Source organism: Intestinimonas sp. UBA1698 (genome assembly GCF_002320075.1).
GTDB classification, from domain to species: Bacteria; Bacillota; Clostridia; order Oscillospirales; family Oscillospiraceae; genus Intestinimonas; species Intestinimonas massiliensis.
The window spans coordinates 147,501-167,611 of the sequence record NZ_DCJO01000034.1; the positions used below are offsets into that span (position 1 = coordinate 147,501).

A 20,111-nucleotide genomic window follows, 5' to 3' on the forward strand; every position below is an offset into this window, starting at 1 on the left:
GATCCTGGCATGAAATTTGCTATTAACTTAGGAGGGGGGCAGAATGTGTCCCCGTAAAATGAAAGGAGACGTTTATTATGGAAAAGATCACCTCTGAGCTGCGTGTGAGAATGTCGGCAAAGGACGCCCACTACGGCGGGAACCTGGTGGACGGCGCCCACATGCTCCACCTGTTTGGGGACGTGGCCACAGAACTGCTCATACGCTGCGACGGCGACGAGGGCCTGTTCTGCGCCTATGACAACGTGGAGTTCATGGCCCCTGTTTACGCCGGGGACTACATCGAGGCCAGGGGCGAGATCACTTCTGTAGGAAATACCTCGCGCAAGATGGTCTTTACCGCCTACAAGGTCATCACGGCCCGCCCGCAGGTCAGCGCCTCCGCAGCCGATGTGCTGGACGAGCCGCTGCTGGTGTGCCGCGCCAGCGGCACCTGTGTGGTACCGGCTGCCTGCAAGAGAAAGTAGCACGTATAAGGGGGCCCGGCGGAAGCAATACGCCGGGCTCCTGCCATAATAAAAGAACGGGCAGGCAAATTGCCGCTTGAAGCCGTACGCAAATAGAATACAATAGAGAATGGCCGAAAACAAGAGAGATACGCGCTGGGAGGAGAAAAACGATGATGGATACCTTCGGCATTGGTCGTTCCATGGAACCTGCCCACTCCCTGCCCCAGCAGGCATGGAGAATCGACAACACCACCGAGCTGCGCCCGGATGAATTGCTGATCGACGTCAAGATCGTCAGCATCAACCTGGTCAGCTTCAACGAGATTTGGGATGAGACCGGCGACAACGACACCCTGCTGTGCCAGCGGGTCATGGAGATCATTCAGGAGCGGGGCAAGCTCCATAATCCAGTCACCAACACGGGTGGGATGCTCTACGGCAAGGTGGCCCAAATGGGCTCAGAATACCCCAATTTGTATGGCTTGGCTCCCGGTGACGAGATTATTTCCCTGGCGTCCCTATCGATCACCCCTCTGAAGCTCGACCGGATTTTATGTGTAGACTATGCGTGCGCCCAGTTGACGGTGGAGGGGCGCGCCATCCTGTACGCCAGTTCTCCGGTGGTGAAGCGCCCCCCGGATATCCCTCTGCAGGTGGTCATCTCCGCCATGGATGAGGCCGGCGTGTCCGCGTGTACCCACAGGATCGTGGAGCCGGGGCAGTCCGTTCTGGTCCTGGGCGCCGGTGGGCGGAGCGGCTTGCTCTGCGGCTATGCCGCCCGCGATAAGATGAAATCCAGCGGTCGGCTGGTGGGCATTGTCCGAAACGAAAATCACCGGCAGATGCTGGAGCGGTACGGTGTATACGACGAGGTGCTGGCGCTGGACGCCACAGACATCGAAGGCTTCTGCTCCGGCCGGGAAAGTGCGGTCGCCCAGCAGTTTGACGTGGTCATCAACTGCATCAATTCAGTCAACACGGAGATTGCCGCTCTGGTGGCGGTCAAGCCCCGGGGCATTCTTTACTTTGCCACCCTTGGGTGCGACTATAAGTTCACCGGGCTGACGGCAGAGGGGATCGGCAAGCAGGTACACATCATCCCCTATGCCGGATTTATGGAGGGGCATGCCGAGTATACCCTGGGCCTGCTGCGCCGCTTCCCACAGATGCAAAAGGCGATCCAGCAGCAATTTGGCGAGGCACGGCGGCACCATGTGCTTGTGGAGCATGAGGAGCACAGCGAAACAAGGGACGATACCCACGTTGCAAACGCCAACGGCTATATCTTCCGCAGCAGCCAGTCCAAAGCCACTCTGCGGCAAGCGCTGAAGGTGTCCCGCTATACCTCCAATGTGATGATCTACGGTGAATCCGGCGTCGGCAAGGAGATTATCGCCCGCATCATCCACCAAAACAGCGAGCGAAAAACCTTTCCCATGATTAAAATCAACTGCGCCGCCATCCCGGAGAATCTTCTGGAATCCGAGCTGTTCGGCTATGAAAAGGGCTCCTTTACCGGCGCAAATGCAAAAGGCAAAATTGGATTATGGGAGGCGGCCCAGAGTGGGACGCTGTTTTTGGACGAGGTGGGCGAGCTGCCTCTGTCTTTTCAGGCCAAGCTGCTGCGGGTCATACAGGAAAAAGAGATCGTACGGGTGGGCGGGGTGGCCCCCATCAAGGTGGACGTCCGCATCATCGCGGCCACCAATCGGGATTTGTCCGCCATGGTGCGCCAGGGCACCTTCCGTGAGGACCTCTATTATCGCCTCAATGTCTATCCCATCACGGTGCCCCCCCTGCGCCAGCGCCGCATGGACATCGGCCCGTTGGCAAAGCACTTTGTAGAGCGGTACAACCGGGAGTTCGCGCTCAATAAGGTCCTGAGCGTGAAGACCCTGGAGTTCCTGGAAAATCAGCCGTTTCGGGGAAATATCCGCGAGCTTCAGAATCTGATCCAGCGGCTGATGATTACCGCCGACTATCAGATCATCGAGGTCCGGGATGTGCTGACCGCCATGTCCTGCGACCAGAGCAGCGGACCGAATCCGGCGGAACAGGGGCCGGATCTTCCCCGGCCTCCCGAGCCCGTCGAGCGTGGGTCCCTTAAGGAAATCTTGGCACGGCACGAGGAGTCGATCCTCAGGGTGTATAAAGAGAAATACGGCTCCACCCGCAAAATTGCCAGCCTGCTCGGCATCAGCCAGCCGTCGGTGGTCCGCAAGCTGAAATTCTATGGAATCAGCAGCGACTCGACGCAGGAGTGATACAAATATGAATCAAAAACCGATACAAATTTAAATCATTGATTTATTTTTGGATCGCTTTTTGGAAGAATTGTGGAATCCAAAGTTTGCAAAGAGCATATTTTGCAGCAAAAATTCCCCACCCTCTCGACTTTAACTGGGCCGGAGTACCCGTCGTACAAAGCCCGCCCCCACCGCCTCGCGCAGATGCGCCCCTCTGACGGATGGTTTTTCTGTGAAAGTTTCCTTTGAAAACAAAATTGGCATACAGCTTGCAAAATAAAAGGGCACAGGATTTCCTGAAATACGAGCTCTATGTCAAGGAGGATTGTTCCATGAGAGGGGATAAATACGGTAGTCACCGCGTTATTTTTCCCACCGGCCTGCTGCCTCAGGCTGCAGAGAAAATCAACAATGATCCCGTGATCTGCACCAACGAGATCTTGATCGACGTCATTGCTCTTCAACCCACCGCCACCGCCTTTGGCCGCATCAAGCGCGAGTGCGGCGGCGACAAGACAAAAATCGCCGCTGCCATTCTGGAGATTGTCGAGGAGCGCGGCAAGTTCCAGGACCCGGTGAGCAAATCCGGTGGAATTCTCATCGGACGGGTCAAAGAAATCGGCGCCGATTTGAAAGAAAGTGCCGGCGTCAAGGTGGGCGACAAAATCGCCACATTGGTTTCCCTGTCCCTGACGCCCCTGAAAATCTATGAAATCACCGACATCGACGTCGACACAGAACAGGTCTACTGCAAGGCGGACGCGGTGCTGTTTGAGACCGGGATCTACACCAAGCTGCCGGAGGACCTGGGAGATAAGCTCAGCCTTGCGCTGATGGATGTGGCGGGGGCGCCCGCACAGGTCGCCATTCATGCCAAGGCGGGCGATACCGTGGTCGTCATGGGCGCGGGCAAGGCGGGGCTTCTGTGCCTGGCGGAGGCCAAGAAGCGCGTGTCTCCCACGGGGAAGGTCGTGTGTCTGGAGTATTCCGCCGAGCAGTGCGAGGTGGTGCGCGGCCTTGGCATCGCCGATGTGGTGCTCCAGGTCAACGGTCAGAAGCCCCTGGAAACCTACGAGGCATATACCCGCGCATTGAATGGGAAATTATCCGATTTCACGGTCAGCACCGTCAGCGTGTCGGACACGGAGCTCTCCACCATCCTGGTCACGGACGACAACGGCATGATCTACTTTTTCAGCATGAGCACCGACTTTGTCAAAGCCTCGCTGGGCGCCGAGGGAGTGGAAAAGCATGTGCCGATGCTGATCGGCAACGGCTACTACCCCGGCCATGCGGAGATCGCCTTTGACATCGTCCGTCGGGAGGAGAAGCTGCGCCGTTATTTCACCGAGCGGTATTGCAGATAAGCGTCAGTTGTTTCAAAAGGAGTCGATTAAAACGGAAAAGCTGATTATCACCGCCGCCATCTGCGGCGCGGAGGTCACCAAGGAGCAGAACCCCGCCGTTCCCTACACGCTGGAAGAGATGGTGCGGGAGGCCAAGAGCGCCTATGACGCCGGGGCAGCGGTTATCCACGTGCACGTCCGCTGGGACGACGGCACCCCCACCCAGGACCGGGAGCGCTTCCGGGTCGTGATGGACGCCATTCAGGCGGCTTGTCCCGGTGTGATCCTGATCCCCTCCACCGGCGGCGCCGTGGGGATGACGCCGGAGGAGCGGCTCCAGCCCACCGAGCTGATGCCCGAGATGGCCACGCTGGACTGCGGCACCTGCAACTTCGGGGACGACGTATTTGTCAATGACCTCCCCATCCTGCGGGCCTTTGGCAAGCGGATGCTGGAAAACCAGATCAAGCCGGAATACGAGTGCTTTGAGATGGGGCATGTAGACACCATCCTGAAGCTGGCAAACAAGGGCCTGGTACCCGGCGCGCCCATGCAGTTCAACTTTGTGCTGGGTGTGGCGGGCTGCACTCCGGCTACCGCCGGGAACCTGGACTGGCTGGTCCGGTCCATCCCCGCCGGCTCCACCTGGACCGCCACGGGCATCGGCAGAGCCGCCTTTGAGCTGGCCGCCCCGGCCATCGCCATGGGCGGCAACGTCCGGGTGGGCTTCGAGGACAACCTCTATCTGTCCAAGGGGGTCCTGGCTAAGAGCAACGGCGAGTTGGTGAAAAAGGTGGCGGATCTGGCCGCCCTCCTGGGCCGGCCCGTGGCCACTCCCGCCGAGGCCCGCGGCATTCTGGGCCTGCGCAAATAAGGTCTGTTTTGCGGTCTGAACCGCTGTGAACAGAAAATACATCCACCATGTGAATGAGAGGAGAATACGATGAAAATGAAAAAATGGATTACCCTCGCACTGAGCGCAGCACTTTGCTTCACCCTGCTGTCCTCCTGCAGTCGTCCCAGCACCTCCGGCGGCAGCTCTCCCGCCCCCTCCAGCAGCCAGTCCGGCGGGTCGGAAACCACGTCTGACCCCATCGTGATCAAAATCGGCCATACCGACTCGTCTACCCGGTCTACCCACGTCTGGAGCGTGTGGATCGGCGAATACCTGGAGGAAAAGGCGCCTGGCCGCTTTAAGGTGGAGGTCTATCCCGACGGACAACTGGGCGATTCCCCCGACATGGTCGCCGGCGTCAAGCTGGGCACCCTGACGATGGAGTTTGACCTGTCCTCCGTGGTGAGTTCCGTCACCGGTGCGGCATCCAGTTGTGTGGACCTGCCCTTCCTGTACCCCACCTATGAAGACTGGGAGAAGGGCACCTTCGAAAACGGCGGTCTAGAGCTGTTCAACGAGACCATCGCTGACGCGGGCTACTACTGCCTGGGCATGTACTACAACGGCATGCGTCAGGTTATCAGCCGCACCGGCTGCTACCACAACTCCGACGACCTCCACGGCCAGAAGATCCGTATCGCCCAGGACGAGCTGAACATTGAGATGTGGAACGCCATGGGCGCTGCCCCCACGCCGATGTCCTGGGGCGAGGTCATTACCTCTCTGTCCACCGGTACCATCGAGGCTCTGGACCACTCCCTGGGCGTGTTCAACGACTTCTCCCTGCATGAGATCGCTCCCTACATCACCCTGACCAACCACGCCAGCTCCCCGTTCCCCATCATCTGCTCGCTGGACTGGTTCAAGTCTCTGTCCGCCGAGGACCAGGCTCTGATCCAGGAGGCCGTCACGCTGGCCTGCAAGCAGCAGCGTGACGAGGAGCGCGCCAACGAGATGGATTATATCCAGCGCTTCAAGGACGAAGGCGCCACCGTGGAGGAGCTGACCGACGAAGAGGTCGCCGCCTTCAAGGCGGCTGTCCAGCCCGTATACGACAAGTGGCGCGAGAAGGTCGGCGACGAGATGATGGATCGCTGGCTGGCCACCGTGCCCCAGTAAGTCCCCGGAAAAGATCCCAAACTGCCTCAGGGCGGACCGGCTCCTCCAGTCGGTCCGCCGCTTAAAAAGTGAGAAAAGGAGGGCGCGATGTATTTTTAGAATACATCCTGGCTGACTATGAAAAAGACCAATCGCATCGTTGATGTGCTCAACCGCGTGGAGGAAGTGGTCCTGGTGGCCATGTTCTCGGCGATGGTGCTCATTATTTTTGTGCAGGTGATTATGCGCAAGACCGGCAATTCCCTGTACTGGTCCGAGGAGCTGGGCAAGTTCCTCTTCGTCTGGATCTCCTGGCTTGGCATCAGCATTGCACAGCGGAAGGGGGAGCACATCAAGATCACCATGCTCACCGACCACCTGCCCTTCCGGGCGGCCCAGGTTTTCAACATCCTGTCCGACCTCGTCGTGATCGCCATCTGTGTCGTCACGCTGTACTACGGTGTGTCCCTGGTCATCAGCCAGTGGACCTCTCCCTATGCCGGCATCAAAATCAGCACCTCCTGGGGCTACCTGGCGGTGGTGGTGGGCTGTACCCTGATGACCATCCGCTGCCTGGCCAGTATCAAGGATTCCGTCGTCTTCTTGGCGAAGGGACGTCCGGAGGAATCGGAAGGAGGCGAGGCGCAGTGAATACCGCTTTGATTGTCCTGCTGGTGCTCCTGGTGCTCTTGCTGATGATCGGTGTGCCCGTGGGCTTTGCCATCGGCGGCGCCACCATGGTCGCTATGTTCTACTGCTCGGATCTGAACATGGTGGTCAACGCCCAGTACTGCTATTCCGGCATCTTCTCCTTTACCGTCATGGCCATCCCGTTCTTCATGCTGGCCGGGTCGGTGATCTCCACCGGAGGCATCGCCAAGCGGATCGTGGAATTTGCCTCGGCTCTGGTCGATTTTCTCACCGGAGCCCTGGGCTGCGTATCCATGCTGGCGTGTATGTTCTTCGGCGCCCTGTCCGGCTCCGGCATGGCCACCACCGCCGCCATCGGCGGCATGATGATCCCTGAGATGAAAAAGCGGGGCTACGATCCCTCCTATGCCGCCACTCTGGTGTGCTTCGGCGGCACCGTGGGCCCCATCATCCCGCCCTCCCTGTCCTTTGTCCTCTATGGCGCCACCACCAAAACCTCGGTGCCGGATCTGTTCAAGGCGGGTATCCTCCCCGGTATCATCATCGGTCTGACCTTCCTGGTGGTCAATATCATCATCTGCAAGCGCACAGGTACCGACCTGCCTGTCCGCTCCGACGAGAAAAAGCCCCTTAAGGAGGCCCTTGTGGCCCGACTGAAGCGGCTGGGCAAGGCCACCAAGGACGGGTTCTGGGCTCTGCTGTCCCCAGTCATTATTCTGGGCGGCATCTACTCCGGCATTTTTACCCCCACAGAGGCCGCCGCCGTCTCCGTGGTCTATTCGGTCATCGTCTCCATCTTTGTCTACAAGGATATGGACTGGAAGTCCCTCTACGAGACTCTGGTGGGCGCTGCGGTGCTCAACGGGGCAACTTCCTTCCTGCTGGGTTACTCCACCGTGTTTTCCACCTTTATGACCTTCGAGCAGGTGCCCCAGGCCATCACCACCTTCCTGTCCAACGTGTCCGACAACCCCGCCGTCGTTCTGTTGGTCATCAATGCGATCCTGCTGGTCATTGGTTGCTTCTTGGACACGGTACCCGCCATTATCATTATGGCCCCCATGCTGCTGCCTACGCTTCAGACCTTCGGCATCAATCCCATCCACTTTGCCGTTGTCATGGCGGTCAATCTGGCCTTTGGCCTGTGCACTCCGCCTTATGGATGCAACCTGTTTGTCGGTGCGGCTGTGGCTAAGATCAAGATGGAGAGCATGTTCAAGTGGATTGTGCCCTTCTTCCTGGTGTCCATCGTACTGCTGATGATTCTAACGTATATTCCCTCCCTCTCCCTGATGTTTGTATAAGCCCAACAACGGTGTGAGGCCCGGACTGACTTCGGTCAGCCCGGGCCTCACACAGTTCTCATACCGATCAGCGCGCCGATCAATTCGACTTTATCCGCCAAAGTAGCGGACGCTTCTGTTTCATATCCGCCGCCCCGGTAAGCATATCCTGAACCGGAGGCGATTTTATGCGGAAATCCACAATTATCCTAACGGAGAAGCTCCTGTCCCCCAAAGAACCAGACGGGAAAGCGGTCCGCCGGGCGGTGGTGGCCTGGCTCACAAAAGAACTCTGCAAATGAGCCCGGCGCCACGTTTGAACGGCGGGGGGACTTAAATGATTTTCGGCTGGGCGGCAGCTCTGCGTGCCGGGGGGAGGGGCGTAGCTGCGCCTTTAGAGGGGAGGGCTGCACATTCTCTGCGCCATTTATGCACGATTGAGCAAAGAGGATGAGGACAAATACAAAACAGAGTCCGAGAGTATCCAAAATCAAAAATCTCTGCTGGTGAGCTACGCTGTGGAGCGTGGCTGGGATATCTACCACATCTACTGCGACGAGGATTATTCCGGGGCCGACAGCCTGCGGCCCGACTTCAACCGGATGATTGGGGCGGCCAGGGAGAAAAAGTTCCAAATTCTCCTCTGCAAGAGCCAATCCCGGTTCACCCGGGATATGGAGTTGGTGGAAAAGTACATCCATGGCCTGTTCCCCATCTGGGGCGTCCGCTTTATTGCGGTGGCGGACAACGTTGACACGGAGGTGAAGGGCACCAAAAAGGCCCGGCAGATCAACGGCCTGGTGAACGAGTGGTATCTGGAGGACCTGTCGGAAAACATCCGCATGGTCTTTGACCTGAAGCGGCGGCAGGGGCAGTATATCGGAGCGTTCCCCATCTACGGCTATCAGAAGGACCCGAAAGACCACAATCATCTGATTGTGGAAGCGCAGGCCGCTCAAGTGGTGCGTCAGATCTTCCAGTGGTCCCTGGAGGGCCGCGGGAAACAGGAGATCGCCCGGATGCTCAACGACCGGGGCATCCCGAACCCGGCCCGGTATAAGCTGGAGCGGGGGTGGACCGCTGGTCCCCCGGGCTCCAACCAGTATGGCCTCTGGAACAAGACCACCATCTGGAGGATGCTCCACAACGAGATGTACACAGGGGTGATGCTCCAGGGCCGACGGAAAAAGGCGAGCTACAAATCCAAGACGATGCTCCCGGTTCCCGAAGATCAGTGGTATCGGGTAGAGGGGACCCATGAGGCCATCATTGACCGGGAGACCTTCCGCGCAGTACAGAGAAGCCTGAAGCTGCGCTCCAAGGCCGACGGTACCGGAGAAGCCCACCTGCTGTCCGGGCTGGTGAAGTGCATGGACTGCGGCAGCACCATGAGCAAGACCACCAACTGTCAGCAGGGGCGGCCCAGGGTGTCCTACCTCCGCTGCAAGCTGTATGCAGACAGTGGAAGGGAGAAGCGCTGCACCCGGCACTCCATCCGTCTGGATCAACTGATCGAGCAGGTTTCCGAACGCATCCGCCACTATGTTCAAAGCTGCTGTCCGCTGGAGGAACTGAATGTGCCTCCGCCGCGGGACACCCGCAGAGAGGCTCTGGAGCAGGAGCAGAAAGCGCTGAAAGCCCAACTGGAAAAGCGGAGCCAGGCGTTAAAAAATCTGTACCTGGATAAAATCTCTGGCGTACTCAGCGAGGGGCAGTTTGTGGAGCTAAACCGGGACCTTCAGATGGAAAAAGGGCGCCTGGAGCGTCGGCTGGCTCAAAACGGTGAGGAGCTGAACAAACGGACATACCCGGTGGACCAGGCCAGCATTATGGACCGGATGCGGGAGCTGCTGCAGTTGGAGACCGTGCCTCGGGAGCTGGTGGTCGCTCTGGTGGAAAAGATCGAGATTGGCGAGCGGGACCCGGCCACCGGACGCCAGGAGATTCGGATTACCTGGAAATTTTAACAAGTGTCCTTCGGTTGCCGAGGCCCATGTGGTGGAGCCTAAATACCCCGGGGTAGTTGAATCTTATGTTAACATTGGAGACTGTTATGATAAAAAAGCCCTGGGGGATGTGCGCGCGGAAATCCTGTCCTGCATGGGCGGTTATCCGGCGTGCTACCAGCGGGCCTACCGCTGCCTGGGCGCGGCGGAGGAGATCGCGGAGGATGTGCGATCCATCGTGATTTCGCCGCAGGTAGAGGCCAAGATTGCCAAGCGGAGCAAGGGCATCCTGTCCCGGGAAATCAAAAAGACGGGGGAGGGCGCCGGGCAGGTGAAGCAGCGGTTCCTCTCGGCGGTAACGCACCGGGGGCTTCTGGCGGAATTTGATACAGTGGATAAGTTATGTAAACGGGTTTACGAGCTGGCGGACAGTTACGGGCTGGCCCATGTGATGCTGACCCACCTGCTCTCCGGGGCGGTGGCGGCGGGCCACGACGCGGTGGCCTGCGTCTCCCCCATGGCCCCCGACCGGCTGGAGCATCTGCTCCTCCCGGGGCTGTCGCTGGCCTTCGTGACCAGCTCTCCGGCCCTGCCCTACGAAAAGCGGCCCTACCGCCGCATCCGGCTGGACGCCATGGCGGACGCCGAGGCGGTGCGCCGGAACAGGGCGCGGCTGCGCTTTTCGCGGAAGGTGTCCGCCGCCCTGACGGAGGAGGCGGTGGACTCTCTGGCCCAGGCCAAGGCCATGCACGACGAGCTGGAGGCCCTCTACAACCCCTATGTGGATTTCGAACGGGTGGGCCGGATGGCCGACCGGATTGCCGGGGAAATCTTGAAGGAAAGCTGAAATTTTTCCGGGCAAGCGCGTCAATGGGGCGGGCCGGTTCAGCCGGCCGCCCCATTGACATTTCCCAGGCTGAGCCCCTATAATGGCGCTATGGAATCTGCAATGCGGGAAGGGGAGAGGGCCGTGAAGCCGCTGCTGGCCCCCCTGGTGGGGGACGCCTCGCCGGTGACTGTCATCGGTTTGTGCAAGAATGCCGGTAAGACCACCGCGCTGTGTCGGCTCATCCGGGAGCTGGAGGGGGAGACCCTGGCCATGACTTCGGTGGGTCGGGATGGGGAGCGGACCGACGTGGTGACGGGGACGGAAAAGCCGGAGATCTGGGTCCCGGCGGGTACGCTGTTCGCCACGGCCCGTGGGCTGCTGCCCCTATGCGACGCTACGGTGGAGGTGGACCGGGTTACTGGCGTGATGACCCCATTGGGCCCGGTGGCGGTGTTCCGCGCCCTGTCCGACGGATACATCCAACTGGCGGGCCCCTCGGCGGTGGCGCAACTGGCCCCCCTGGCCGGGACCTTCCGGGAGCTGGGAGCCGACCGGGTGCTGATCGATGGAGCCGCCGGGCGGAAATCCCTGGCGGGGGCGGAACCGGGCGGCTGTGCCATTCTGTGCGTAGGCGCCTCCATGGACGGCGGGGCGGCGGTCATCGCCGCCGAGACGGCCCACACCTGCGCCCTGTTCGCCGCGCCGGAGCCGGAGGAACCCGGCCTCCGGGCGGCTCTGGCGGCGGAACAGGAGCGCTTTGCCCTCTTTACGCCGGAGGGAGAGCGGCTGCCCCTGGAGCGGGAGGATAGCGGCCAGCCCCTGTGGGGGGCGCTGCCCCGGGAGAAGTGCGTGCTCTGGGTGGCGGGAGGCGTCACCAGTCCCATGCTCCGCACCCTGGCCCGGCGGGGGGCTCCCACGGTGGTGGCCGCTCCAGACGCCACCCATTTTCTGGCGGACCGGAGCAGCACCGCCGCCTTTTTCCGGGGCGGCGGGTCTCTGCAAGCGGCGCGGCGGCTGACCATCGCCGCCGTGTGCGCCAACCCCTGGTCGGCCTACGGCAAGCACCTGGACCGGGAGGAGCTCCTGTCCGCCCTGCGGGCGGCGGTAGAGGTCCCGGTGGTGGACGTGAGGGAGGTATGACATGGTAAAGCTCGATCAACAACTCAAGGAGGATACCGGCTACCTCTGGGTCATGGCCCGGCTGGAGCCGGCTTCTCCCTTCGGCCGCGCTCTGGCCCGGACCCCCCGCTGGTACGGGCCCGGCGAGGAGGGGGCGCTGGAGGCGGAGCTGGGCCGGGTGGACGCTTTGCTGGCGTGGATGGAGCAGGGTGCGCCGGCGGTGGAGAACGTCGTCCATCTGCTGTCGGAGTTCCACGACATCAAAAACTCCTTCCAGCGCCCCTCCAATTCCCCCATGGACGAGGTGGAGCTCTTCGAGGTCAAACATTTCCTGCTCTATCTGGAACGCCTGGCGGAGGAGTACGGCCGCTTCCCACGGCTGGAGGGGCTGGAGCTGCGTCCCATGACGGGGCTGCTGGACCTGCTGGACCCCAGCGGGCGGCGGCTGCCCCCCTTCTCGGTGGAGAACGCCTTCGACCCGGCCCTGGAGCGCATCCGGGCGGATAAGCTCCAGGTGGAGCGGGAGCTGCGGAGCGCGGAGGGGGAGGCCCGGGAAGCCCTGCTGGCCCGGCGGCGGGAGCTGGTGCTGGAGGAGGACAAGGCGGAGCTGGCCGCCCGGCGGCGGCTGACGGCCGCCCTGCTGCGGGAGAAAGCAGGCTTTTTTGCCGCCATGGACGCCATCGGCCGCCTGGACCTGACGCTGGCCAAGGCCCGGCTGGCCCGGCGGTTCGGCTGCGTCCGGCCCCGGCTGTCCGCCGTGCCGGAGGTAGAGGCGTTCGACATGGTCCATCCCGAGGTGGCCGACCACCTGAAGGAGCGGGGCGGGGCCTTTACTCCGGTGTCCATCACACTGGAGAAGGGGACCACTGTCATCACAGGGGCCAACATGGGGGGCAAGAGCGTCTCCCTCAAGAGCGTCACCCTGAACCTGCTGCTGCTCCAGACCGGCTTTTTTGTCTTTGCCCGGGAAATGACCGCTCCCCTGTTCGATTCGGTGAGCCTTATCTGCACCGACCGGCAGTCGGTGGAGCAGGGCCTCAGCTCCTTCGGGGCCGAGGTGGCCGCGCTGGGGGACCTGCTGCGGCGGGAGAAGGGGAAGTTCTTCTTTGTGGCGCTGGACGAGTTCGCCCGGGGCACCAATCCCCGGGAGGGGGCGGCCCTGGCCCGGGCGCTGGTGGAATATCTGGGCGGGCTCAACTGCGTGGCCATGATGACCACCCATTACGACGGCGTGTCCGATGCCGCCCGGCGGCATTACCAGGTGGCAGGTCTTGCCGCCCTGGATACCGCCGCCTTCCGGGCGGGGGAGGCCCCGCTGGACCGGCTGTCCCGGCTTATGGATTACCGCCTGCTGGCCGCGCCGCCCGGTGCGCCCTGTCCCCGGGACGCCCTGCGGGTGTGCCGCCTGCTGGATCTGGACGAAGAATGGATGAAAATCTTTGAAGAAAATAGTTGACAAACTGACGGCCGGTGCTATAATAATATTTAGTTAAAGTGCCTATATTATTAGAGCGGTATAACAAAATATTGTGTGAATAGAGGCGCGGCAGTTCAGGTACCGGCGCGATGCAAAGGGCGGTCAGGCCCGATGCGCGCTGGGAATGGGACCGCCGCCGAAGGAGGGGGGAGCTGTCCCGAGCCTCTCCTGAGACGTGGGCCCAGTGCGCACGGATTGTCATGGAAACATGAAGCGCTATTTATGTTCTGTCGGGTGACCGTCAGGCATAAATAGCGTTTTGTTGTTTGCATGGAGCGCTGTTCGTTTTGCTCCCTTTCGGGGCAGGACGGGCGGCGCTTGATGTTTTTTGGGGAACCGTATGGAAAATTTTTTAGGGGGTATTGACGATGGAAAAAATGACATCCATGATCCGGGTCCGTATGGGGGCGGAGGACGCTCACTACGGCGGCAATCTGGTGGACGGGGCCCACATGCTCCATCTGTTCGGCGACGTGGCCACTGAATTGCTCATCATCAGTGACGGCGACGAGGGCCTGTTCTGCGCCTACGACAACGTGGAGTTTCTGGCGCCCGTCTACGCCGGCGATTTCATCGAGGCGGTGGGCGAGATCACCCACATGGGCAACACCTCCCGCAAGATGGTCTTCGAGGCCCGCAAGGTGGCCGTGCCCCGGCCCGACATCAGCGACTCCGCCGCCGACAAGCTGGCCGAGCCTGTCGTGGTCTGCCGCGCCTCCGGCACCTGCGTGGTGCCCAAGGACAAACAGCGCATCGCCCGCTGAACACCGCAAGCAAGCCCGATGAAAAGGAGGTTTACCCTATGGAAAAGCTGATTATCACCGCCGCCATCTGCGGCGCGGAGGTCACCAAGGAGCAGAACCCCGCCGTTCCCTACACGCTGGAAGAGATGGTGCGGGAGGCCAAGAGCGCCTATGACGCCGGGGCAGCGGTTATCCACGTGCACGTCCGCTGGGACGACGGCACCCCCACCCAGGACCGGGAGCGCTTCCGGGTCGTGATGGACGCCATTCAGGCGGCTTGTCCCGGTGTGATTCTGATCCCCTCCACCGGCGGCGCCGTGGGGATGACGCCGGAGGAGCGCCTCCAGCCCACCGAGCTGATGCCCGAGATGGCCACGCTGGACTGCGGCACCTGCAACTTCGGCGACGATGTATTCCAAAACGACATGCCCACTCTGCGGGCCTTTGGCAAGCGGATGCTGGAAAATCACATCAAGCCAGAGTACGAATGCTTTGAGATCGGCCATCTGGACACCGCTCTGACCCTGGCCCGGAAGGGGCAGGCGCCCGGCGAACCCATGCAGTTCAACTTTGTGCTGGGCGTGGGCGGCTGTACCCCCGCCACCGTACCCAACCTGTGCTATCTGGTCAGTCAGATCCCCGCCGGCTCCACCTGGACGGTCACCGGCATCGGCCGCCACGCCTTTACCATGGCCGCCGCCGCCATCGCCATGGGCGGCAACGTCCGGGTGGGCTTCGAGGACGAGCTGACCCTGTCCAGAGGCGTGCTGGCCAAGTCCAACGGCGAGCTGGTGGCCCGTGTGGTGGAGCTGGCCAAGCTGCTGGGCCGGGAGATCGCCACCCCGGACGAGGCCCGCAGGATTCTCAGTCTGAAGTAACCCGTGTTCCCAAACGCGGCCGGGAGCTGCACGGGGACCCGCCGCCCGCCGCGTTTCCGATTCCCAAACCAAACGCACCAAAACCAAACCATTCCCAACCCAATTCCCACATTCCCAATTCCAAACCCAAACCAACCCACAACCATTCCCAAATCCACATACCCGGTCCCCGAATCTCAATCTACAGGAGGTCAAAACATATGCAGAAAAAGGGCAATAAGTACGGCACTCACCGCGTCATCGAACCCAAAGGCGTGCTGACCCAGGCTGCGTACAAGATCGACAACAACATGGATGAGATCTACTCCAACGAGATCCTCTGCAACGTCACCGCCCTGAACGTGGACTCCGCCTCCTTCACCCAGATCGCCGACGTGTGCGGCCATGACGACCAGAAGATCGGCGAGATGATCCTGTCCATCGTGGCCGAGCGCGGCAAGCAGCAGAATCCGGTCACCGGCTCCGGCGGCATGTTCATGGGCACCGTGGCCAAGATCGGCGACGACCTGAAGGGCAAGATTGACCTGAAGGAGGGCGACCGCATCGCCTCCCTGGTGTCCCTGTCCCTGACGCCCTTGAAGATCCATAAGATCCTGGCCGTCCATCAGGACATCGACCGGGTGGATGTGGAAGCCCAGGCCATCCTGTTTGAAAGCGGCATCTACGCCAAGCTGCCCGACGACATGCCCGAGCCTCTGGCCCTGGCCGCCCTGGACGTGGCCGGCGCTCCCGCCCAGGCCCGCAAGCTGCCCAAGGAGGGCGACAGCGTCCTGATCCTGGGGGCCAACGGCAAGTCCGGCGTGCTGTGTGGCTACGAGGCTATGAAGAAGGTGGGGCCCAACGGCAAGGTGGTCGGCGTGGTCCGCAACCCGAAGCAGATCCCCGCTTTGAAGGAGCTGGGCGTCTACACCGACATCGTGCTGGCCGACGCCACCAAGCCCGTGGAGGTCATGGAGGCCGCCCTGGCCGTCAACGGCGGCAAGGAGTATGACATCTCCATCTGCTGCGTCAACATCGAGAGCTGCGAGATGTCCGCCATCCTGCCCGTCCGGGACGACGGCCTGGTGTACTTTTTCTCCATGGCCACCTCCTTCACCAAGGCGGCCCTGGGGGCCGAGGGCATCGGCAAGGACGTGACCATGATCGTGGGCAACGGCTACACCAAGGACCATGCCGACATCACCCTGAACGTCCTGCGGGAGAATCCCAAGCTGCGCAAGCTGTTTGAGGAGAAATACGTATAATACCCAAGGGAAGGCGCGTTACCGGCGGCGTCCGCGGGGACACGCCGGGGCGTTCCTTCCCTCTTTCCTGCCGCCGCGGTTACCCGAGGCGCGAATTCTGAAAGGCGGTGCGACCGAATGAACGAATCCAGACGCAAAGCGCTGTTCCCCCAGGTCTCTGATGAGGATTGGAACGACTGGCACTGGCAGGTGGCCAACCGGATCGAGACCCTGGAGGACCTGAAAAAGTACATCAGCCTGACCCCCGAGGAGGAAGAGGGCGTCAAGGCCTGCCTGGGCACCCTGCGCATGGCCATCACCCCCTACTACCTCTCCCTCATCGACCCTGACGACCCCTATGACCCCGTCCGCCGTCAGGCGGTCCCCACCGCCGCGGAGCTCCACCAGTCCAAGGCCGACCTGCTGGACCCCCTCCATGAGGACGCCGACTCTCCGGCCCCCGGCCTGACCCATCGCTACCCCGACCGGGTGCTGCTGCTCATCACCGATCAGTGCTCCATGTACTGCCGCCACTGTACCCGCCGCCGCTTCGCCGGCCAGCACGACGCCGGCCTGCCGGTGGATCAGGTCGACGTGGCCATCGACTACATCCGCCATCACCCCGAGGTCCGGGACGTGCTGCTCTCCGGCGGCGACGCTCTGCTGGTCTCCGACGAGCGGCTGGAGTACATCATCAAAGAGCTGCGGGCCATTCCCCACGTGGAGATCGTCCGCATCGGCTCCCGCACCCCGGTGGTACTGCCCCAGCGCATCACCCCCGCGCTGTGCGATATGCTGAAGAAGTACCACCCCATCTGGCTCAACACCCACTTCAACCATCCCAACGAGATCACCGCCGAGTCCGCCGCCGCCTGCGCCCGGCTGGCCGACGCCGGCATTCCTCTGGGCAACCAGTCCGTGCTGCTGGCCGGAGTCAATGACTGCGTCCACGTGATGAAGAAGCTGGTCAACGAGCTGGTGAAGATCCGGGTGCGCCCCTACTACATCTATCAGTGCGACCTGAGCATGGGCCTGGAGCACTTCCGCACCCCGGTGTCCAAGGGGATCGAGATCATCGAGGCCCTGCGGGGCCACACCTCCGGCTTCTGCGTGCCCACCTTTGTGGTGGACGCCCCCGGCGGCGGCGGCAAGACCCCCGTGATGCCCAACTATGTCATCTCCCAGGCCCCCCACAAGGTCATCCTGCGCAACTATGAGGGCGTCATCACCACCTACACCGAGCCCGAGCACTATGAGGAGACCTGCCACTGCGAGGTCTGCACGGGCAAGCGGAAGGTGGACTTGATGGGCGTGGCGGCGCTGGAGCAGGGGCACATGATGTCCATGGAGCCCGCCAACCTGGAGCGGCATAAGCGCGAGCAGCATTGACAGCAACGGGGCGGGGGCCGCGGCTCCCGTCCCCTTCCCTTGAAACGAGAGAAACGAGGTGGAACCCCTTGGAATCAAAACTGAACCTGAATTTTGAACTGGTAGAGGAGGCGCGGGCCCACGCGTCCAAGGTGGCCGACGACACCCAGCGGTTCATCGACCGCCACACCACCGTGGCGGTGGAGCGGACGGTGTGTCGCCTGCTGGGCATCGACGGGGTCAACGAGTTCGAGGTGCCCCTGCCCAACGTGGTGGTGGAGCATCTCACCGGCAAGAGCGCCCTGCCCCAAGGCGCGGCCTTCTGGGTGGGCAACGCCATGCTGGCCACCGGCAAGACGCCCCAGGAAATTGCCGAGGCGGTCTCCGCCGGCGAACTGGACCTGACGGCGCTGCCCGCCCACAGCGGCGCCGAGATCGAGGCGGTCCTGGACCCGGTGGTCCGGGAGGCCATGGCGAAGATCGCCGCCCGCCGGAAGCGCCGGGAGGACTTCCTGGCCGAGCACGGCGACAAGCAGGGGCCCTGGATCTATCTGATCGTGGCCACCGGTAACATCTATGAGGACATCACCCAGGCGACCGCCGCCGCCCGGCAGGGCGCCGACGTCATCGCCGTCATCCGCACCACCGGCCAGTCTCTGCTGGACTACGTCCCCTATGGGGCCACCACCGAGGGCTTCGGCGGCACCTACGCCACTCAGGAGAACTTCCGCCTGATGCGCCAGGCCATGGACCAGGTGGGGGCCGAGATGGGCCGCTACATCCGGGTGTGCAACTACTGCTCCGGCCTGTGCATGCCCGAGATCGCCGCCATGGGCGCCTTCGAGGGCCTGGACGTGATGCTCAACGACGCCCTGTATGGCATCCTGTTCCGAGACATCAACATGCAGCGCACCCTGGTGGACCAGAACTTCTCCCGCGCCATCAACGCTTACGCCGGCGTGGTCATCAACACCGGCGAGGACAATTATCTCACCACCGCCGATGCGGTGGAGGAGGCCCACACCGTGCTGGCCTCTCAGCTCCTCAACGAGCAGTTCGCCCTGCGGGCCGGCCTGCCCAAGTCCCAGATGGGTCTGGGCCACGCCTTTGAGATCGACCCCGCCGTAGAAAACGGCTTCCTCTACGAGCTGGCCCAGGCTGAGATGGCCCGGGAGATCTTCCCGGAGGCCCCCCTGAAGTATATGCCCCCCACCAAGTTCATGACGGGCAACATCTTCCGGGGCCATGTCCAGGACGCTCTGTTCAACATGGTCACCATCCTCACCAACCAGAAGATCCACCTGCTGGGCATGATGACCGAGGCCATCCACACCCCCTTCCTGTCCGACCGCTTCCTGGCCATCCAGAACGCCCAGTATATTTTCAATACTATGAAGGACCTGGGCGGCGAGATCGTGTTTAAGGAGGGCGGCATTATGCAGCAGCGGGCCGACCAGGTGCTGCACAAGGCGGCCGACCTGCTCTCCGAGATCGAGCGGCTGGGCATCTTCGAGACCCTGGAGAAGGGCATCTTCGCCGACATCAAGCGGCCCCGGGACGGCGGCAAGGGGCTGGAGGGCGTATTCCAGAAGGCCCCCGGCTATCGGAATCCCTTCCTGGAACCCATGATGAAAGGGGGAATGGATCAATGAGCTCCGGACTGTATCAGATCAGGGACAAGGACCTGGACACCACACTGGACCTCACCAAGCTGCGCCCTTACGGCGATACCATGAACGACGCCAAGGTACAGATGTCCTTCACCCTGCCGGTGAAGGACGACGACAAAGGGGCGGCGGCGGCGGTCCAACTGGCCCAGAAGATGGGCATCCCCGACCCCAACGTGGCCCTGCGCCAGAAGCTCGATGAGAATTTCACCTTCTATGTGGTCTACGGGGCCACCACCCACAGCGTCAACTACAACGAGATCGAGGTCATGACGGTGGCCGACGAGGCCATGGACATGGAGGAGACCAACGAGTACATTCGGGAGCACATCGGCCGCAAGGTAGTGGTGGTGGGCGCCTCCACCGGCACCGACGCCCACACCGTGGGCATCGACGCCATCATGAACCGCAAGGGCTTTGCCGGGCATTACGGCCTGGAGCGCTACGAGATGGTGGAGGCCTACAACCTGGGCTCCCAGGTGCCCAACGACGAGTTCATCCGCAAGGCCCGGGAGCTCCACGCCGACGTGCTGCTGGTGTCCCAGACCGTCACCCAGAAGGACGTGCATGTAAAGAACCTCACCGAGCTCGTCGAGCTGTGCGAGGCCGAAGGCGTGCGGGACAAGATGATTGTCTGCTGCGGCGGCGCCCGCATCACCCATGCGCTGGCCAAGGAGCTGGGCTTTGACGCCGGCTTCGGCGCCGGCACCTACGCCGGCGATGTCATCACCTTCGCCGTGAAGGAGATGGCCCGGCGCATGGGTCGGGAATAAGAACAGACCATGGGGCAGGGTGTGCCGCGGGGTGCGCCCTGCCCTTCGCGTGCTGTTGCTTCAGGCGGAACGGCACTCTTACAATTTTTGCGCAAGTTGACGCTTTACAGGCGAGGGCAA

General features: G+C 61.9%; 17 protein-coding genes and 1 riboswitch. All 17 genes read left to right on the plus strand.

Annotated features, from left to right (window positions below; all coding sequences use genetic code 11):
* Positions 1–77: 77 nt before the first annotated feature.
* The 17 genes from B3H64_RS08700 (at position 78) to B3H64_RS08780 (ending at position 19,991) form a co-directional block, all read left to right on the plus strand.
* Positions 78–467, plus strand: coding sequence for a hotdog domain-containing protein (locus B3H64_RS08700; RefSeq protein ID WP_414653490.1), 390 nt, complete (start codon positions 78–80; stop codon positions 465–467).
* A gap of 155 nt (positions 468–622) precedes the next feature.
* Entirely contained in the window at positions 623–2,713 is a 2,091-nt protein-coding gene (locus B3H64_RS08705) for a sigma 54-interacting transcriptional regulator (protein ID WP_414653492.1), read from the plus strand.
* A 314-nt stretch (positions 2,714–3,027) separates the two neighbouring features.
* Positions 3,028–4,062, plus strand: coding sequence for an L-erythro-3,5-diaminohexanoate dehydrogenase (locus B3H64_RS08710; protein ID WP_286734486.1), 1,035 nt, complete (start codon positions 3,028–3,030; stop codon positions 4,060–4,062).
* 7 nt (positions 4,063–4,069) lie between these two features.
* Positions 4,070–4,915, plus strand: coding sequence for a 3-keto-5-aminohexanoate cleavage protein (locus B3H64_RS08715; RefSeq protein ID WP_286734489.1), 846 nt, complete (start codon positions 4,070–4,072; stop codon positions 4,913–4,915).
* A gap of 75 nt (positions 4,916–4,990) precedes the next feature.
* Positions 4,991–6,055, plus strand: a complete 1,065-nt coding sequence (locus B3H64_RS08720; protein ID WP_286734491.1) for a TRAP transporter substrate-binding protein — start codon at positions 4,991–4,993, stop codon at positions 6,053–6,055.
* A 117-nt stretch (positions 6,056–6,172) separates the two neighbouring features.
* On the plus strand, positions 6,173–6,685 hold the full coding sequence (locus tag B3H64_RS08725; protein ID WP_050618912.1) for a TRAP transporter small permease: 513 nt from the start codon (positions 6,173–6,175) through the stop codon (positions 6,683–6,685).
* Positions 6,682–7,989, plus strand: coding sequence for a TRAP transporter large permease (locus B3H64_RS08730; RefSeq protein ID WP_238074482.1), 1,308 nt, complete (start codon positions 6,682–6,684; stop codon positions 7,987–7,989). Before B3H64_RS08725 ends, B3H64_RS08730 begins: the two co-directional genes overlap by 4 nt.
* Before the next feature lie 404 nt (positions 7,990–8,393).
* Complete coding sequence (locus B3H64_RS08735; protein WP_286734622.1) at positions 8,394–9,935, plus strand: recombinase family protein; 1,542 nt, start codon at positions 8,394–8,396, stop codon at positions 9,933–9,935.
* A gap of 109 nt (positions 9,936–10,044) precedes the next feature.
* Entirely contained in the window at positions 10,045–10,761 is a 717-nt protein-coding gene (locus B3H64_RS08740; protein WP_242853748.1) for a hypothetical protein, read from the plus strand.
* Positions 10,762–10,884: 123 nt separating this feature from the next.
* Complete coding sequence (locus B3H64_RS08745) at positions 10,885–11,883, plus strand: hypothetical protein (RefSeq protein WP_050619625.1); 999 nt, start codon at positions 10,885–10,887, stop codon at positions 11,881–11,883.
* A 1-nt stretch (position 11,884) separates the two neighbouring features.
* Positions 11,885–13,318, plus strand: coding sequence for a MutS-related protein (locus tag B3H64_RS08750; protein ID WP_286734500.1), 1,434 nt, complete (start codon positions 11,885–11,887; stop codon positions 13,316–13,318).
* Positions 13,319–13,390: 72 nt separating this feature from the next.
* A riboswitch (Lysine riboswitch) is annotated at positions 13,391–13,566 on the plus strand.
* A gap of 150 nt (positions 13,567–13,716) precedes the next feature.
* A complete protein-coding gene (locus B3H64_RS08755; RefSeq protein ID WP_050619624.1) occupies positions 13,717–14,103 on the plus strand; it encodes a hotdog domain-containing protein in 387 nt (128 codons plus the stop codon).
* A gap of 38 nt (positions 14,104–14,141) precedes the next feature.
* On the plus strand, positions 14,142–14,960 hold the full coding sequence (locus tag B3H64_RS08760) for a 3-keto-5-aminohexanoate cleavage protein (protein WP_050618909.1): 819 nt from the start codon (positions 14,142–14,144) through the stop codon (positions 14,958–14,960).
* 200 nt (positions 14,961–15,160) lie between these two features.
* Positions 15,161–16,204 (plus strand): L-erythro-3,5-diaminohexanoate dehydrogenase, encoded by a 1,044-nt coding sequence (locus B3H64_RS08765; RefSeq protein ID WP_050618908.1) that lies wholly within the window; start codon positions 15,161–15,163, stop codon positions 16,202–16,204.
* A 117-nt stretch (positions 16,205–16,321) separates the two neighbouring features.
* Positions 16,322–17,572, plus strand: coding sequence for a lysine 2,3-aminomutase (ablA, locus tag B3H64_RS08770; RefSeq protein WP_050618907.1), 1,251 nt, complete (start codon positions 16,322–16,324; stop codon positions 17,570–17,572).
* Between the two features lie 68 nt (positions 17,573–17,640).
* Positions 17,641–19,203, plus strand: coding sequence for a lysine 5,6-aminomutase subunit alpha (locus B3H64_RS08775; RefSeq protein WP_050618906.1), 1,563 nt, complete (start codon positions 17,641–17,643; stop codon positions 19,201–19,203).
* Positions 19,200–19,991: a cobalamin B12-binding domain-containing protein gene (locus tag B3H64_RS08780; RefSeq protein WP_050618905.1), complete on the plus strand. Its 792-nt coding sequence runs from the start codon at positions 19,200–19,202 to the stop codon at positions 19,989–19,991. The genes B3H64_RS08775 and B3H64_RS08780 overlap by 4 nt, the downstream gene beginning before the upstream one ends.
* Positions 19,992–20,111: the final 120 nt, after the last annotated feature.